Origin of the sequence: Arthrobacter sp. UYCu712 (assembly GCF_040547005.1) — a bacterium.
Taxonomy (GTDB): domain Bacteria; phylum Actinomycetota; class Actinomycetes; order Actinomycetales; family Micrococcaceae; genus Arthrobacter.
The window spans coordinates 67,011-83,999 of record NZ_JBEPOZ010000005.1 but is presented as its reverse complement, the minus strand read 5'-3'; the positions used below and the strand labels follow the sequence as shown (position 1 = coordinate 83,999).

At 69.3% G+C, this 16,989-nt stretch carries 12 protein-coding genes; 9 read left to right on the top strand and 3 right to left on the bottom strand.

Annotated elements, in window-relative coordinates:
• The first annotated feature begins 8 nt into the window (after positions 1-8).
• Together ABIB51_RS07010 and ABIB51_RS07005 are read left to right on the top strand one after the other, a co-directional pair.
• The gene (locus ABIB51_RS07010) at positions 9-3,425 is read left to right on the top strand and encodes a glycosyltransferase (protein ID WP_354186824.1); all 3,417 of its coding nucleotides are present in this window, start codon (positions 9-11) and stop codon (positions 3,423-3,425) included.
• Positions 3,418-5,151: a DUF5719 family protein gene (locus tag ABIB51_RS07005; RefSeq protein ID WP_354186822.1), complete on the top strand. Its 1,734-nt coding sequence runs from the start codon at positions 3,418-3,420 to the stop codon at positions 5,149-5,151. The genes ABIB51_RS07010 and ABIB51_RS07005 overlap by 8 nt, the downstream gene beginning before the upstream one ends.
• A 9-nt stretch (positions 5,152-5,160) precedes the next feature.
• Here ABIB51_RS07005 and ABIB51_RS07000 read toward each other — a convergent pair whose 3' ends face one another.
• The gene (locus tag ABIB51_RS07000; protein WP_354186820.1) at positions 5,161-5,694 is read right to left on the bottom strand and encodes a metallopeptidase family protein; all 534 of its coding nucleotides are present in this window, start codon (positions 5,692-5,694) and stop codon (positions 5,161-5,163) included.
• 129 nt (positions 5,695-5,823) lie between these two features.
• Here ABIB51_RS07000 and ABIB51_RS06995 point away from each other — a divergent pair, with 129 nt between their 5' ends.
• The 6 genes from ABIB51_RS06995 to ABIB51_RS06970 all read left to right on the top strand — a co-directional run bounded on the left by ABIB51_RS06995 (position 5,824) and on the right by ABIB51_RS06970 (position 12,318).
• Positions 5,824-6,213, top strand: a complete 390-nt coding sequence (locus ABIB51_RS06995) for a DUF3499 domain-containing protein (RefSeq protein ID WP_354186818.1) — start codon at positions 5,824-5,826, stop codon at positions 6,211-6,213.
• 82 nt (positions 6,214-6,295) lie between these two features.
• Positions 6,296-6,529 carry a Trm112 family protein gene (locus tag ABIB51_RS06990; protein WP_354186816.1) on the top strand — a complete coding sequence of 78 codons (234 nt, stop codon included), beginning with the start codon at positions 6,296-6,298 and terminating at the stop codon, positions 6,527-6,529.
• A 122-nt stretch (positions 6,530-6,651) separates the two neighbouring features.
• Positions 6,652-8,139 carry an adenosylhomocysteinase gene (gene ahcY, locus ABIB51_RS06985; RefSeq protein ID WP_354186814.1) on the top strand — a complete coding sequence of 496 codons (1,488 nt, stop codon included), beginning with the start codon at positions 6,652-6,654 and terminating at the stop codon, positions 8,137-8,139.
• A gap of 145 nt (positions 8,140-8,284) precedes the next feature.
• Positions 8,285-9,508, top strand: coding sequence for a L,D-transpeptidase (locus ABIB51_RS06980; protein WP_354187116.1), 1,224 nt, complete (start codon positions 8,285-8,287; stop codon positions 9,506-9,508).
• Between the two features lie 71 nt (positions 9,509-9,579).
• A complete protein-coding gene (locus ABIB51_RS06975; protein ID WP_354186812.1) occupies positions 9,580-10,872 on the top strand; it encodes a L,D-transpeptidase in 1,293 nt (430 codons plus the stop codon).
• A gap of 174 nt (positions 10,873-11,046) precedes the next feature.
• Positions 11,047-12,318, top strand: a complete 1,272-nt coding sequence (locus ABIB51_RS06970) for a TIGR01906 family membrane protein (RefSeq protein WP_354186810.1) — start codon at positions 11,047-11,049, stop codon at positions 12,316-12,318.
• A gap of 62 nt (positions 12,319-12,380) precedes the next feature.
• Here the strand turns inward: ABIB51_RS06970 and ABIB51_RS06965 are convergent, their stop codons facing one another.
• Positions 12,381-14,234, bottom strand: coding sequence for an AMP-dependent synthetase/ligase (locus ABIB51_RS06965; protein WP_354186808.1), 1,854 nt, complete (start codon positions 14,232-14,234; stop codon positions 12,381-12,383).
• A gap of 58 nt (positions 14,235-14,292) precedes the next feature.
• Positions 14,293-16,005: a dolichyl-phosphate-mannose--protein mannosyltransferase gene (locus ABIB51_RS06960; protein ID WP_354186806.1), complete on the bottom strand. Its 1,713-nt coding sequence runs from the start codon at positions 16,003-16,005 to the stop codon at positions 14,293-14,295.
• Between the two features lie 57 nt (positions 16,006-16,062).
• Between ABIB51_RS06960 and rsmI the strand changes: the two genes are divergently transcribed.
• Positions 16,063-16,974, top strand: coding sequence for a 16S rRNA (cytidine(1402)-2'-O)-methyltransferase (gene rsmI, locus ABIB51_RS06955; protein WP_502916085.1), 912 nt, complete (start codon positions 16,063-16,065; stop codon positions 16,972-16,974).
• The last annotated feature ends 15 nt before the right edge of the window (positions 16,975-16,989 follow it).

Genomic DNA, 16,989 nt, shown 5'->3' with positions numbered 1-16,989 from the left:
CCGCCGTCGTGGTCTCCCACGACGGCGGTGATTTTCTCCCCAGGACCCTGGCAGCGCTGGCGGGCCAGACCCGGCCGGCGGATGTTGTGATCGGCGTCGACACCGGTTCCCGTGACCACTCAGCAGCCCTCTTGGAGCAGGCGCTGGGCAAGTCCAACGTCACTGTCTTCGAGCGGGCCAGGAGCGGCATGGGCGCCGCCGTGACGGCCGGCCTCAGCGCCCTTGCACCATGGCCCGCAGCGGCCGGTGCAGAAGCCCCCGCAGTACCGGACGGCTCCGGCAGCCGGCCGGGGTCGGACTGGATCTGGCTCGTGCACGACGACGCCGCACCTGCCCCCGAGGCTCTCGCCGAGCTGCTCCATGCCGTGGAGCGGGCCCCGTCCGTCACGGTGGCCGGCTGCAAGCAGCTGGACTGGCAGACCGAGCGGCGGCTCATCGACGTCGGCCTCTCCACCAGCCGCTGGGCCGAACGGCTGACACTCATCGACGCCGACGAACTCGACCAGGGCCAATACGACGGCCGCACCGACACCTTCGCCGTGAACTCCGCCGGCATGCTGATCCGCCGCGACGTCTGGGAGCAACTGAGGGGCTTCGACCCGGCCCTTCCCGGCACGGGTGACGACGTCGACTTCTGCTGGCGGAACCGGCTGGCCGGACACCGCGTGGTGGTTGTTCCGAGCGCGAAAATGTTCCACGTTTCGCACCGGCCCCATGCCATGGGCAATGCGAAAGCGGCCCGCAAGGCGCAGGTCCACCTGCGGCTCAAGCATTCGGCCGGCTGGAAGGTTCCGCTGCACGCGGCAGGCGCACTCCTGGGGAGCCTCTTCAAACTTGTCCTGAGCATCGCGGTCAAGGACCCCGGCCACGGCTTCTCGCAGCTGCTCGCCACCTTCGTGGCCTTGGGACGGCCCGCCGCGGTGATCCGCGGCCGGCGCAACGCCGCCCGCACCCGCCGCATCCGCCGCTCCGTCATTAAAGGACTGCAGACCCCGCGGCGTGAGGTCTGGGCCCACCGGCGCTCCCTGATGGAAGCCCTCGGCGCGGACGACGCCGGAGAGGCCCTCGCCGGCCACGGACTGGCCGAACAACCCAGCGGAGACTCCGCCGACGACTTCGCCGCCCTCGCCACCACCGAGCGCGGCTGGGTGGGCAACGGCGCGCTGCTCGCGGTGCTCGTCACCACGGCAGCCTCCCTGATCGGCCTGCTCAGCCTCTTCCAGGCCGAGGCCGTCTCCGGCGGCGCACTGATTCCTGCTTCGCTGCAGCTCTCCGAAATCTGGGGCCACGCCTCAGGCTGGTGGATTACCCTCGGCGCTGGCCTCCCCGGCCACGGCGACCCCTTCGGCTACGTGCTGTGGGTCCTGGGCCTGCTCGGCGCGGGGGATGCCAACGCCGCCCTGGTCTGGCTGCTGGTCCTCGCCATGCCGTTGTCCGCGCTCGGCGCCTGGTTTGCGGCCGGCGCGCTGACGCAGCGGCGCCGGCTCCGGCTGGCGGCCGCCTTCATCTGGGCCGGCGCGCCGGCCCTCCACGTGGCCTTGAACCAGGGACGTGTCGGGGCGTTGCTCGCCCACGTCATGATGCCCCTGCTCGTCCTCGCCCTGCTGCGGGCCACCGGCACCGCCGTCGGCCGCGGCCATCATGCCGTTCCGGCCCCGGGGGAGCGGTCCCTGGCCGAAAAGCCCCCGGCCCGGCCCGGCATCAACGGGACGCCCTCCTGGACCGCGGCGGCCGCAGCAGGCCTCGCCCTGGCCGTCGTCACCGCGGCTGCTCCGGCGCTGCTGGTTCCCGCCGCAATCGTGGTTGTCCTGTGTGGTCTGCTTCTGGGCCGCCGCGGACGCACCGTGTGGTGGGCTCTGCTGCCCAGCGTGGCGCTGTTTGTGCCGTTCGCTTTCTCCGCCATTGACCGGCCCCGCGCCTTGCTGGCGGACCCCGGCATGCCGCTGGGGTTCGACGCGGCGCCGCTCTGGCAGCAGGTCCTGGGCCAGCCGCTGCGCTTCGCAGCCGACGGCGGACTGACCGGCCTGCCGTTCTTCGGCGGTTCCGCCGGCACGCCCGTTGTGCCGTGGGCGCTCCTGCTCGCGTTGCTGATCGGCCTGCCCGTCCTGCTGTTGGCAATGGCCGCACTCTTCCTGCCGGGCCGGCGGGCGCTCGTGGCCCGTTGGCTGTGGGCGGCCGCGGTGCTCATGCTGTCCGGCGGCTGGCTCGCCGGACACGTCGCAACGGGTGCCAGCGCAAGCGTGCTGGTGACCCCGTTCACCGGACCCACCGTGTCCGCCGCGGCGTTCGCCGTCCTCGGCGCAGCGCTGCTCGGCGCAGAGGGCCTGCTGGCCTCCGCCGACCGGGCCACGGCGCTGACTGCCGGACGCCGGATCCTGATCCGCACCACGGCAGCCACAGCCACGGTCCTCCTGCTCGCGGGACCGTTGGCCGGACTTGCCGTGTGGACCGCACAGAACGTCCTCCAGCCGCCAGCACCGGCAGCTGCCGCCGCGGACGCCCAGGCATCCACCGATGGCACAGCGGCCGGCGCCCTTGCCGGCGGCGGTACCCTCGGCACCCCGCGGCTGGTCCAGCCGGCCGCACCCCGCAGCCTCCCGGCCACTGCGATCGACCGCGGCGAGGGCCCCGAACAGGCCCGGACCCTGATCATCTCCATCACCGGAAACGGCAGCTACAACGCAACGCTGATGCGCGGCGCCGGCACCACCCTCGACGCCCTGTCGGCGGTCGCTTCCGCCCGCCCCGTCCTGGGCGAGCCGGGCAGCGAGTCGGTCCGCGACGACGACGCCGTCGCTGGATCCCTCCGCAGCGTCGTGGCCACGATCGTGGCCGGACAGGGCGTGGACCCGAGGGAAGACCTCGAGCGGCTCGGAGTCGGCTTCGTGGTCCTCCGCGCCGCCGACACCGCAGCCCAGCTCACGGCCGGCAGGATGGACGCCGTCCCGGGGCTCGTCGCCGTCGGCAAGACGGACGTCGGCTGGCTCTGGCGGATCAGCCCGCTGAACCAGCCGGTCATCGAGGCCGCCGACGTCGCGCACCGCGTGCGGATCCTCGACGGTGCCGGGGCGGCCATCGGGCTGCTCCCCTCGGAAGCGGTTTCCGCCGCCGCCGCAGTGCTTGCCGGCCCGGAGGGCCGCCTGGTGGTGCTGGCCGAACGCGCCGACCCGGGCTGGAGCGCCTGGCTCGACGGACGCCGGCTCACCGCAACCACCTCGGGCTGGGCACAGGCCTTCACCCTGCCCGCCCAGGGCGGCCAGTTGAGCATCCGCTATGAGGCGCCCTGGGCCCTCTGGGCAGGAATCGCACAGGCCGTTGTGATCGGACTGACCGTCCTGCTCGCCATCCCCATGCCGGCACGCCGGCCGAACACCGGGCTCTCACGGGACGAAGGCTCCCTGCGTAAGGAACACCAGCATGCATAAGGAAGCCGACGCCGGATCGAAGGACAGCCCGGAGGCCGCCCAGCAGCAGGCGGACAACCCGGGGCAGCCGGCGGAAAACGAAAACGACAGCCCAAACGAAGTCGAGAGCACAGTGCGGCCGCGGCGCAGACTGTTCCCGCGCGGCGGCACCCTCGGCGGGGTCCTCTCCGCCCTCGTGCTCGTCGCCGCGGGTGGCGGCCTCGTGTCGGCCGCCACGCTGACGCCCCACGACACAAGCGGGAGCCGGCAACTGGAAGCGCCCCTCGTCGCCGTTCCCGCCGGGGGCAGCGTCGGAGTCTGCCCGGGTCCGGCCAGGCTGCTTGAAGGCACAACCGTGGGCACGGATCCGCAGTTCAGCCCCGAGTCCGCCACCGCCAAGAGCGCCGTCAATGCCGTTGTGCTCAGCTCCACCGCGGGCGTCCTGCCCGGGAGCCGGCTCGCCTCGCTGAAGGGCAAAACCCTCGTCGAACTGGCCAAAGCCGCGGACCCGTCCGCTCCGGCAACTCCCGATGCCAAACCCGCCGCCGGTGCTCCGGCGCAGCTGGCAGGGGTGGTGCCGCAGCACGGCGTCGACGCGGTCAGCGTCCTGAGCGCCGATGCTCAGGCCAACCGGCAGGCCGCTGCCGGCGCGGTCATGAGCTACAACGCCACGGACGGGGACCTCCGCGGCTCTGCCGCCGCCGACTGCCAGCAGCCGGCCAACGACCTGTGGCTGGTCGGGGCGAACACGGCGCTCGGCCGGACCGCCGTCCTGAACCTCACCAACGCCTCCAGCACCCCGGCCACGGTCAGCCTGGACCTCTTCGGTGCCAAAGGCCTGATCCAGGCCCCCGGCAGCCGTGGACTCCTCGTGGCGCCCGGTACCACCCGCTCCATCATCCTGGCCGGGCTCGCCCCGGGGCAGGAGCGGCTCGGTGTCAGGGTGCGGAGCGCCGGCGGCCCGGTGGCCGCCATCATCGAGCAGAGCGTGCTGCGCGGGCTCACCCCCGGCGGCGTCGACTTCATCGTGCCCGGAACGGCACCCGCGGCCCGTCAGGTGATCTCCGGCGTCGAGGTACAGGATCCTGCCGCCGTGGCTGACCTCATCTCCAAGCCCGGTTCCGCCGACGCCGGACCATCCCTTCAGATCACGGTGCCCGGAGCGGCCGACGCGGTCGTGGCCGTCAAACTGTTCGGCCAGGACGGGCAGAAGGCGCTGCCCGGCGGCGGCGTCGTGCAGGCGAAGGCCGGCGCGACGACGGAAGTCGCCCTGGCGGGGGTGCCGGCGGGGTATTACACGGTCGAAGCCAGCTCCGATGTCTCCTTCACCGCCGCCGCGCGCGTCACCAGGGGACTGGCCGCCGGGGAGGCTTCCGATGTCGCTTGGTCGCCGGCCTCGGCCCGGCTGGGAAGCCAGCACGTCGTGCCCGTCCCCGCCGGCGGGAACCGGTTCCTGGTGTTCGGCGCGCCGGCCGGCCGGGCCACGGTCTCCTACACACCGGTCACCGCTGACGGGAAAGTCCGGACGGCCGCGGCCGCCGATATCGGCGGCGGAACCACGGCCTCCATCAAGGTCCCGGCCGATGTGGATGGTTCGGCGATTGTCGGGTATCTGCTGTCCGCCGCCGGGGAGCCGGCCTACGGCGCCGTCGTCCTGCAGCAGGAGGGCACACAGGACATTTCAACCATCGCCGTGGCACCCGGGGCCGCCGGCCAGGAACGGGTCCCGGTCAGCCTGGGGTACTAGGCGCGCCGCCTAGTAGCGGCGGCGGTACACCGGGTCCAGGGACTCGGGCGGCACCCCGAGCATTTCCGCGGTGTGTTCCACCACGACGTCGTGGACGAGGTCCTGGAGTTCTTCCCGGCTGCCGCAGGCCTGTTCCACCACCCGCCGGAACAGGGTGATGACGGGACCTTCCTCCGCCGTGGCGGGGGTGTACTCGCCCATCGGGGCGGGGGTTCCTTCGGCAACGAGCTGCTCCAGGCCCGGCGGGATCTCGTCCACGGCGAAGCGGACGCCGTCCAGGGTCTTGCCCCAGATGTCATGGAGCCGCTGGGCCGAATCAAGCACAAAGTCATCAAACCGGTCGGAGCGGGTCCGGTAGCCCGGCAGGTTGGGGAGCATGAGTTCACCGCGAAGTCCCCGGCCGTGCCTGTTCCTGCGGCGTTGCCGGAAGCCTTTCGGTTCCGCGGTGCGGCCGGAACCTGCGGGCGCGGAAGCGGCGTCAGCTGCGGCGTCGGGGTCAGCCAAGCGGACCGTAAAACCCGGATCTTGGTGCGATGACTGCATATGTTGACTCTAAACCCGGCAGATGATTTACGCGACACGGGCTCCGCGACCCGCCGCCGCAGCTCATTGCGCCGGGCGGCACGTTTCAATGCGCGGTTCCGCCGGGGAGGGGGAGTAGTCTGTGATGTCGTGGGTGCAATTCGTCTTTGTTCAAGGTCAGCCTGCCGCAATTCAGCGGTGGCCACTTTGACGTACGTCTATGCCGACTCCACCGCCGTTCTGGGCCCCCTTGCAACCTATGCCGAACCGCATTGTTATGACCTGTGCGAACAGCACGCCGGGTCCCTGACCGTTCCGCGGGGCTGGGAAGTCCTGCGCCTGGCCATGCCGGCCACACCCGCCGGGCCCGGTCCGGATGACCTGCTCGCCCTGGCCAACGCCGTCCGTGAGGCCGCATCGCGCCCGTCCGCGCCGGAGACGGCCCCGGGGCAGCGGAGCGCGCACCCGGCCCTGGAAGCGCCGGCCGCGGCGGAAGGCACACGCCGGGGGCACCTGCGCATCCTGCGCGAACCTTCGTGAGCTGCAACTGGCGGTAGGCTGGGAACTGCAAAATCCGTAAGCCACCGGCGCCTGCTGCGGCGTCCACCAGGGAGCGTTCACCATGCCGAATCTCAGTCCTGAGCTCTTGTCTGTCCTGCGATGCCCCGTTACCGGATCCGCGCTGGTCCAGGACGGCGAAGAGCTCGTCGCCACCGCGGCAGACGACTCCGGCGCGAAGCCGCGATACCGGATCGAGGACGGCATCCCGCTGCTGCTCCCGCCGGAGCTGCTGTCGGCAGCCACCTCGGCGCCCTCCGACCAGCACGACGCCGGTCCCCGCACCACCGCCGGATAGGGCCGCAACGCCGGATTCAGCCAATCCCTGCGACGCCCGGCGCCGAACCACCTTCAGTCAACGATATGCAAGGTCACAGTCACCCGGCCACCGACGACCAGCCGGCTACACAAAGGATTCACATGACTTTCGATTACAAGATTGCGGACATCTCCCTGGCCGAGGCGGGCCGCCACCAGATCCGCCTCGCCGAGCACGAAATGCCCGGACTCATGTCCCTGCGCGAAGAATTCGGCGCCAGCCAGCCGCTCCAGGGTGCCCGGATCGCCGGATCGCTGCACATGACGGTCCAGACCGCCGTCCTGATCGAAACCCTCACCGCCCTCGGCGCCGAAGTGCGCTGGGCTTCCTGCAACATCTTCTCCACCCAGGACGAAGCCGCCGCCGCCGTCGTGGTCGGAACCGGAACGGTTGAGGACCCGCAGGGTGTCCCCGTGTTCGCCTGGAAGGGCGAGACCCTCGAGGAATACTGGTGGACCGCCCAGCAGATCCTGACCTGGCCCGGCGCCGACAGCAACCCGGAGCTCGGACCGAACATGATCCTTGACGACGGCGGCGACGCCACCATGCTGGTCCACAAGGGCGCGGAAATCGAAGCCCTCGGCGCCGTCCCGTCCGCCGCCGCCGACGAATCGGAGGAAGGCCGCGTCTTCCTGGACGTGCTGCGCGCCTCCCTGCAGGAAGACCCGCAGAAGTGGACCAGGGTGGGATCCCGCCTGCTCGGCGTGACCGAGGAAACCACCACCGGCGTCCACCGCCTGTACCAGCTCGCCGAGCAGGGCAAGCTGCTGTTCCCGGCGATCAACGTCAACGACTCCGTCACCAAGAGCAAGTTCGACAACAAGTACGGCATCCGCCACTCGCTGCCGGACGGCATCAACCGGGCCACCGACGTGCTCATGGGCGGCAAGGTCGCCGTCGTCTGCGGCTACGGCGACGTCGGCAAGGGCGCGGCGGAAGCCTTCCGCGGCCAGGGTTCGCGCGTGATCGTCACCGAGATCGACCCCATCTGCGCGCTCCAGGCAGCCATGGACGGCTACCAGGTGGCCAAACTGGAATCGGTCCTCAGCGAGGGACACATCTTCATCACCACCACCGGCAACAAAGACGTCATCATGGCCGAGCACATGGCCGGGATGCGCGACAAGGCGATCGTGGGCAACATCGGCCACTTCGACAACGAGATCGACATGGCCGGGCTGGCCCGGATCCCCGGCATCAAGAAGGTCGAGATCAAGCCGCAGGTGCATGAGTGGGTGCTCGACGCCGACCCCGCCACGGGAGAGAGCGGCCGCTCCATCATCGTGCTCTCCGAGGGACGGCTGCTGAACCTCGGCAACGCCACCGGCCACCCGTCCTTCGTGATGAGCAACTCCTTCGCCAACCAGACCATTGCCCAGATCGAGCTGTTCACCAAGCGGGACCAGCCCGCGGGCGAACGCGAATACGACAATCAGGTCTACGTGCTGCCGAAGATCCTCGATGAGAAGGTGGCCAGGCTGCACCTGGAGGCCCTCGGCGTGGAACTGACGGAGCTCTCCAAGGACCAGGCCGCGTACCTTGACCTTGAGGTGGCCGGCCCCTACAAGCCGGAGCACTACCGCTACTAGGAGCCGGCACAGCTGGAAGGGGCTTGCGGACCGCCCGGTCCGGAGCCCCTTCTTTGTGACCGTATCGTGGTGGAACCGGCCGGTGGATTGGGCCGCGGGTTCGCTTATGCTGGCAAGGTAACGTCTGGAAGGACTGAGTATTGTGATCGCCCCGAACGGCTGGAGCACCCGCCGCAAGCTCGTCCTGCTCGGAGCGGTGTGTGCCCTGGCGGCCGGCGGCGGAGTGTTTGCCGCGGCAGGTCCGCTGGCCCACCCGTCGTTCGCGTCCGAGGCCGCGTCGCCGGAACGTTCGACGCCGGGGCTCGCCTTCCCCGTGGTGGCCCCGGTCAAGCTGGACGTCTCCCCGGCGAACGCCGCCACCCAGGTCAACCCGGGCGCGCCGGTGACCTTGAAAGTCAGCAACGGAAAAATCGAGCGCGTGGCCCTCACCAGCGATTCCGGTGACGCCGTGAAGGGCGCACTCAGCGCCGGAAGCTCCGGCTGGACAGCGTCGGAGCCGCTGAAATTCAACACCCGTTATACCTACACCTTCTCCGTGCTGGATGGCGCGGGACGCAAGAGCAACGCCACACGGAGCTTCACCACGGTCTCGACCGCCAATGAGGCCGACGCCGCGATCTACCCGCTGGACGGTATGAAAGTCGGGGTCGCGCAGCCTCTGCAGATCACTTTCAGCGAGCCGGTCGTGAACCGGGACGCCGTCGAGAAGGCCATCAAGATCACGTCCACCTCCGGGCAGGCCGGTGACTTCCACTGGTTCAGCGACACCATGGTCCGGTACCGTCCGGAGAATTTCTGGGCCGCCAACAGCACCGTCACGATGGACATGCAGCTGTTCGGCGTGGACCTCGGCAAGGGGCAGATCGGCAACTTCAACAAGAAGGTCAGCGTCCACATCGGCGACAAGAAGGTCGCGATCGCGGACGCGACCGCGCACACGTTCACAGCCAGCATCAACGACCAGCAGGTCGGCAAGTGGCCCGCGACCATGGGCGACACCCGGTTCCCCTCCGCCCGCGGGTACCTCGTATTCATGGAGAAGTACCGCGTGGAGCACATGGATGCGTCCACCATCGGACTCAAGCCGGGCGATCCCGCGTACTACGGCCAGCTCGACGTCAACTTCGCCACGCGCTTGACCACAAGCGGGGAGTTTATCCACCAGGCCACGGACTCGGCCATGCCCTATCTCGGCAAGGCAAACCTCTCGCACGGCTGCATCGGCCTGGGACCGGACGGGGCGCAATGGGTGTTCGACAACATGACGACCGGTGACGTGGTCCAGGTGGTCAACACCGAAGGAGACTTCGCCGCCTTCGACGACGGCTACGGGGACTGGAACATCCCCTGGGCGCAGTACGCGAACTGAGGTGAACGACCGCGGACAGCTCCGCGGATGCTTGGAGCGGAGATTCGGGTGGGGGACGGAAGATGGAAGAAATGACGAAGGTTCGGGGTATGGGGCGCCGGCGCGAAGGGCCCGTCAGCGGTCCGCAAGCCAGCGGCCCGGGCGGCGGAAAGTCCACCGGGAAAATGGCCGCCGTGCTGCTGCTCTGCGCGGCGGTCGGCGCGGGCGGGATCGGTGTCGCCAGCGCCCCGGGATGGGCTGACGGCGCCATGCCCTCGGAATCGTCCACCCCGATGCGGAACGTGCCCGGCCTCGCAGCCCCCGTGGTCAAGCCGGTGGATCTGGGCGTCACGCCCACCGACGGCGCCAAGGGCGTCAACCCTGCCTCGACACCCTCCATCAAGGCAGTCAACGGCCTCGTCAAAGACGTGGTGCTGGAACCCGCCAGCGGGGGAGACCGGGTGCCGGGTGCCACCAGCGCGGACGGCTCCACCTGGACCGCGGAAGATCCGCTGGAATTCAACACCAAATACAAGTACGACTACACGATCGTCGACCAGGCCGGCCGGGAGACGAAAAAAGCCCAGACCTTCAGCACCGTGGCAAAGGCCAACGAGGCCGATGCCGCCGTCTACCCGCTGAACGGCACCACCGTCGGGTCCGGACAGCCCATCGAGATTGTCTTCAGCGAACCCGTGCTGAACAAGGAGGCGATGGAGAAAGCGGTCGCCGTCACCGTCTCGTCCGGCCAGCCCGTCGCCTGGCGCTGGTACTCGGACCGGCGCGTCCGGATCCGGCCCGAAGCCTTCTGGGCCGCCAACACCCAGGTCACGGTGGACTTGAAACTCTTCGGTGTGGACTTCGGCAACAAGATGATCGGGAACGCCGACGCGAAAGTGTCCTTCAACGTCGGCCCGCAGCGCCTCGCCGTCGTCGATGACATCACGAAGACGATGAAGGTGTACTTCGACGGCCAGCTCGTCCGGACCGCACCGGTCACGCTGGGGGATGCGGAGTGGCTCTCGCCCACCGGCTTCGCCGTCATCATGGAGCAGGAGCGGACCTCCAACTTCAACGCCGGAAGCATCGGGCTGAAACCGGGCGACAAGGGCTACTACGCGCCGCTGACCGTCGAATACGCCAACCGGCTGACCAGCTCCGGTGTGTACGTCCACCAGGCCCTCGAATCGGCCTGGCGTGCGGTGGGGAGAGTCAACGTCTCCCACGGCTGCGTCGGACTGCTGCCGGCGGACGCCGCCTGGTTCTTCAACAACATGAAGACCGGAGACGTGGTCCAGACCCTCAACACCGGTGCACCGGCCGTGGAACCGCTCGAAGGATTCGGCGACTGGAACATCCCCTGGGCCCAATACGCCAAACGGTGACGGCCGGGCGCCCGCCGGGCGCGGGCAGGGCAACGAAACAGCCGCGCTGAATCGGGGTTGTTCCGGGGTGGCACCTCGCCCGGCCACAGGGTCTGGCGGTAGGCTCAGAACCAGATATGTTGCGTTGCCGGGCGCTGGCCGGGCGGCACGGAAGCCTACGGAAGCGAAGCTGCAGTGACTGATACAAGTCCCACCCCTCCGAACCGGCAGGATCCGCATCTGGATCCGGTCGATGACAGTGATGAACCCGCCTTCGACTGGATGAAGCCCGCCTCCGCAGACAAGCGCGAAGAGACCGGCACCGAACCCGCCGCCACCGCGCCTGCTGCGGGGACCGCCGCCGTGCCGCCTGGCAGCCGTGCCGACCGCAAGGCCGCAGAAGCCGCCGCCGGAACGTCCGGCCCGGCGCCCGAGCCGCTGCACACCTCCGCCCTGCAGATCCGCCCGCCTGAAGAGGAGGTGGAACGCCGGAACACCGAACGTGAGCACGCGGCGAACACCAAGCCCGTCCTCCCGCGCGTCATGCAGGTCCTGCTCGCCGTATGCTACCCCGTCATTCTGCTGGTCCTGGCGGTCCGGGCAGTGACCAGCCCCCTGTTCCTGTGGGTCGAGTACAACCGTCCCGGCTTCCCGGGCGACGGATACGGCTTCAGCACGGATGACCGCATGACCTATGGCTCCTACGCCGTGGACTACCTCGGCAACTGGGCCGGCCCGCGCTATCTCGGCGAACTCGTCGACCGCAGCGGCGACCAGCTCTTCAAGGCCGGCGAAGTCAGCCACATGGCGGACGTCAAACTGGTCATCCTCTCCGCCTTCGGGGCAGGCATCCTGCTGATCCTGCTCAGCCTCATCGCCGTGATCTACCTGCGGCGCCGCAGCACCGGGGGAGTCCGCCGCGGACTCTTCGCCGGCTCCCTCGTCACCCTCGTCATCATCACCGGCCTGGGCGTGCTGGCCGTACTCGGCTGGGAGCAGTTCTTCACCGAGTTCCACCGGGTATTCTTCGCCAACGGAACGTGGACCTTCTCCTTGCAGGACACGCTGATCCGGCTGTTCCCGGGCCAGTTCTGGGTGGACGCCGGCATCGTGATCGGAGCCATTGTCCTGCTCGCCTCCCTCGTCACCCTGGTCCTCACCTGGCCGACGCGCAAGCGCCGCGGCGTGCTGAAAACCGATCCGGCCGCGGCCGGAACCGCGAGGGACGAGGCGAGGGACGAGGCGGCGGACGACGCCGCGGCCGACGACGCGGCGGTGGACCACGCGAACGCCGGGCCTGCTGCAAAGCGGTCCCTCTTCAAACGCAGCAAGGACCGGAAAGCCGGGGATGGTGCCGAGGATCAGCCTGCCGGCACCGACGCACCCGCGACTGCCGACGCGGACACCGGTACTGCTCCGGCGCCTGCCGGCGGCAAGGCTTCCCGGGGGCATACCAGCAGCGTCTGACGGTCCAGCAGCTCAAAGTCCACAAGGCGGCGGCCGGCACCATGGTGCCGGCCGCCGCTGCGTTAACCCCGTGCCTGTGGGCTCGGTTCAGCGTAGATCCGGTTGATGTGCGTTTCGAAATCCCGCACGACGGCGGCCCGCTTGAGTTTGAGGGACGGGGTCAGGTGCCCGGATTCCACCGTGAAATCGGCGGCCAGGATGACGAAAACGCGGATCGATTCGGCCCGGGACACAAGCGAGTTTGCCTGGTCGACGGCGCCCTGGATGGCCGCCCGGACGAGTTCATGACTGGTCGCCTCGGCCACGCCCATGGCAGGGACCTTGTGCAGGGCGCACCAGTTCTCCAGACCCTCGGGATCAAGGTTGACGAGCGCGGAAACGAACGGTCGGCCGTCCCCCAGCACCACGGCCTGGCCCACCAGCAGGTGCTCGCGGATCTTTTCCTCGAGCGGACCCGGGGCCACGTTCTTGCCGCCGGCGGTGACCAGCAGGTCCTTCTTCCGGCCGGTGATCGTCAGGAAACCGTCCCCGTCGAGGGACCCGAGGTCCCCGGTGCGGAAGAAGCCATCCACAAACGACTCGGCGTTGGCGGCGGCGTTGGCGTGATAGCCCTTGAAGACGCCGATGCCGCGGACCAGGATCTCGCCGTTGTCGGCGATCCGGATGGTGGTGCCCGGCACCGGGATGCCGACGGTCCCCACCTTTGTGCGTCTCGGGGTGTTCGCCGTGCACGGCGCTGTCGTTTCGGTCAGTCCGTAGCCTTCGAGGACGGGGATCCCGGCGCCGCGGAAGAAGTGGGCGTCATGGGAGCTCAGCGGGCTGGCACCGGAGACGGTGTAGCCCAGCTGGCCGCCGAACGCCTGCCGCAGCTTCGGATACAGAAGCCGGTCGAACATGGCGTGCTTGGCGCGGGACGCCAGGCCGGGCCCGGGCCCCGTGCCCTGCGCCGCGGCGTCGAGGGCCTTCGAATAGTCGACGGCGACGGCGGCGGCCGCCCCGAACAGCCGTTGCTTGCCCGCCAGCGCCGCTTTGTGCGCCGCCCCGGCGTAGACCTTTTCAAGAATCCGGGGCACCACCAGCAGGAACGTGGGCCGGAAACTGGACAGGTCCTCGAGTAATTCCTTGGCACTGGAGGTGTGGCCCAGGGTGGTTCCGGCGCTCAGGCAGATGACCTGGACGGCGCGGGCGAGGACGTGCGCCAGCGGGAGGAACATCAGAGTGCGGGAATGGGGCTGCAACAGGATTTCGGGCAGGAACAGCACGATGTTCCTGGCCACGAGCGCGAAGTTCCCGTGGGTGATCTCGCAGCCCTTGGGACGGCCCGTGGTGCCCGAGGTGTAGACCAGCGAGGCGACGTCCGCCAGCCCCGCGGTGGCCCGGTGCCGCTCAAGCTCCGCGTCGCCCACCCCGGTGCCCGCGGCGGCGAGGCTGCCGAGGTTGGGGGCGCCGCCGTCGTACTCCATCCGGACCACCGGGACCAGGCGGTCCCCAAGCAGCTCGGAGGTGTCCAGCACCGCCTGGACAAGGTCGGCCCGGGCCTGGTTTTCGGCGAACACGCGCCGGGCGCCGGAGTCATGGAGAATCCACTCGACCTGGCTGGCGGAGGATGTCTCGTAGATGGGGACCGTCACGCCACCGGCAAACCAGATGGCAAAGTCCACCACGGTCCACTCATAGCGGGTGCCGGCCATGACGGCCACGGTTTCCCCCGGGGCGATGCCGCCGGCGATGAGGCCCTTCGCCAGCGCCGTGACCTGGCCCAGGAACTGCTGCGCCGAGACGTCCGTCCAGCCGGCGGGACCTTTGCGGGAGTACAGCGGATGGACCGGATCCTTGGCATGCTGTGCCAGCAGCAGGTCCGTCACGTTGCTGTCCGGATCCAGCTCGACTAGCAGTCCGGTACTTGCTTCTCTCACAGCCGTCTCTCCGTTCCGGGTCCGCCCGGTGACGGCGGACTTACCTTATAATCCTGCCCTAGATCCAGGACGGCATCCACATCCGGAACCGCCAGTCCTGGTAGGGGATGGTCTCGGCAGTCCAGACCGGATAGAAGAACGCGGACACCACGATGGCCGTGACCACAAAGAGCGTCACGAAGTACAGGCCGGAACGCCGGCGCCACAGCGGATCCGTGCGTTTGCCCAGCACCAGCCCCAGGCAGTAGACGAGGGCCAGCACCAGGAAGGGCTCAAAGGACACGGCGTAGAAATAGAACATGGTGCGGTCGGGATACATGAACCAGGGGAGGTAGCCGGCGGCGATCCCCGCGAGGATGGCCCCGGCCCGCCAGTCGCGCCGGCCGGCCCACCAGAACAGCAGGACGCCGAGGCAGACGGCGGCGCTCCACCAGATCAGCGGGTTGCCGACCGACAGGATGGCCGTGGTGCAGCTGCCTACACTGCAGCCCGGGCTGCCCGGTTCGGGGGATTCGTAGAAGAACGACGTCGGCCGGCCCAGCACCAGCCAGCTCCAAGCGCTTGCCTCGTAGGGATGGTCCGAGTTGAGCCCCTGATGGAACCTGTACGCCTCGAGATGGTAATGGGCCAGGGACCGGACGGCGTTGGGCAGCCATCCCCATTCCGCCGACGGATTGGTGTCCGCCCAGTGCCGGAAGTAGGCGTCCTTGGAACGGAACCAGCCGGTCCAGCTGGCGGCGTAAGTGAGGGCCGCGACCGGCACGATGCTCAGGAAGGCGGGGATGCCGTCCTTGAGGATCCCACCGCTGATCCAGCCATGGATTCCGGCGATCCGGCGGGCGCTCAAGTCCCAGAAGACGGTCAGCAGTCCAAAGCCGGCCAGGAAGAACAACGCGGACCATTTCGTTCCGACCGCGAGCCCCAGGCACACCCCGGCAGCGATCCGCCACCAGCGGATGCCCAGCCACGGGCCGGAGGCGAGCTGGAGCGGGGAGGGTCGGCCGTTGGCGGAGCCCGAGGCCAGCCTGCCGAGCCGCTCCGCGAGCCGGCGCCGGCCGCCGTCGCGGTCCATCAGCAGGGCGCCGAACGCGGCAAGGATCCAGAACATCAGGAAGATATCCAGCAGCGAGGTGCGGGACATCACCAGATGGTGTCCGTCCACCGCCAGCAACACCCCGGCCACGGCCCCAAGGGTCAGCGAGCGGAACAGCTTCTGGGCAATCAGTGCCAGCAGGAAGATCGACAACGTGCCCGTCAGGGCGGCTCCGAAGCGCCACCCGAAGGGATTGTCCGGTCCGAAGAGCCACATCCCGGCGGCGATCATCCATTTGCCGACCGGCGGGTGCACCACGTACTCCGGCGTGTCCAGCAGGACTCCGGGATTCCCGGCGATGAACGAATCGTTGGCCTTCTCCGGCCACGCGCGCTCATAGCCACTGATCAGGAACGAATAGCCGTCCTTGACGTAGTAGGTTTCGTCGAAGACGAGGTTGCGGGGCACGTCCAGCCGGACAAAGCGCAGCACCCCGCCGAGCGCGGCGGTGATGGCCGGGATGAGCCAGAACCACAACCGCAGCGACGGCGGATAGTCCCGCCAGCTCCGGATGCCGCCGATCAGGCGTTCCTGGAGCACCTCGGGGGTGAAGGCCTCCGAGGGGCGGCTGACCCAGCGGTGCCCCTCCAGGTTGCGTGCGGAAGGGGCGGTTGAGGGCGCCGGTCCGGCTGAGCCGGCCTCAACGGGCCGCGTGGAGGTCTGCGTCACGTTGCCCATGCTACCTTTCGCGGCTGTGTTCACCGGCCCTCGCCCGCGCGGCAGTAGGCTTGTCTAGTGGACCAACAACTCAGCACCTCCCCGAATCATCCCGACGACGACGGAGGTCCGGCCGAGGCTTCAGCCTCACCGGGGGGCCCGGGCAGGATCGTGCTGGCAGCAACACCGATCGGCAACGTCGGTGACGCCTCGTCCCGCCTGATCGAGCTGCTCATGACGGCGGATATCGTCGCGGCGGAAGACACCCGGCGGCTGCACCGGCTAGTCCAGAACCTCGGCATTACCGTGGGCGGCCGCGTGATCAGCTACCACGAGCACAACGAGGTGGCCAAGACCGCCGAACTCCTGGACCACGTCCGTTCCGGGAAAACCCTGGTGATGGTCACCGACGCGGGAATGCCGTCCGTCTCGGACCCCGGCTTCCGGCTTGTCGAAGGGGCCGTCGCGGCCGGGCTGACCGTCACCGCGGTCCCCGGGCCGTCCGCCGTGCTCACGGCGCTGGCACTCTCCGGACTGCCCACGGACCGTTTCTGCTTTGAGGGATTCCTGCCGCGGAAGGCCGGGGAGCGGTCCTCCCGGCTTGCCGTTCTCGACGCCGAGCGCCGCACCATGGTGTTCTTCGAAGCCCCGCACCGCCTGGAACCGATGCTCCGCGCCCTGCGCGAGCGGTTTGGCGCCGACCGCCGCGCGGCCGTCTGCCGGGAACTGACAAAGACCTACGAGGAAGTCATCCGGGGCAGCCTGCGCGAACTCCTGGAATGGGCCGAAACCAACGAGGTGCGGGGCGAAATCGCCGTCGTGGTGGGGGGCGCCCCGGAACGGGAGCCCGGCCAGCCGGAAGACCACGTGGCTGCCGTGAATGCCCTGATGGCGCAGGGGATCAGGCTCAAGGAAGCAGTCGCCGCCGTGGCCGAAGAGGCCAGGGTCAGCAAGCGCGAGCTCTACTCCGCCGTGCTCGCCGCGCGCTGATCCGGCGGCCGTTCC

Excerpts from the sequence above, each read along its gene's own strand:
- ABIB51_RS07005 (WP_354186822.1), top strand. The coding sequence starts at position 3,418 with ATGCATAAGGAAGCCGACGCCGGATCGAAGGACAGCCCGGAGGCCGCC.
- ABIB51_RS07000 (WP_354186820.1), bottom strand. The coding sequence starts at position 5,694 with ATGCAGTCATCGCACCAAGATCCGGGTTTTACGGTCCGCTTGGCTGAC.
- ABIB51_RS06990 (WP_354186816.1), top strand. The coding sequence starts at position 6,296 with ATGCCGAATCTCAGTCCTGAGCTCTTGTCTGTCCTGCGATGCCCCGTT.
- ahcY (WP_354186814.1), top strand. The coding sequence starts at position 6,652 with ATGACTTTCGATTACAAGATTGCGGACATCTCCCTGGCCGAGGCGGGC.
- ABIB51_RS06975 (WP_354186812.1), top strand. The coding sequence starts at position 9,580 with ATGACGAAGGTTCGGGGTATGGGGCGCCGGCGCGAAGGGCCCGTCAGC.
- ABIB51_RS06960 (WP_354186806.1), bottom strand. The coding sequence starts at position 16,005 with ATGGGCAACGTGACGCAGACCTCCACGCGGCCCGTTGAGGCCGGCTCA.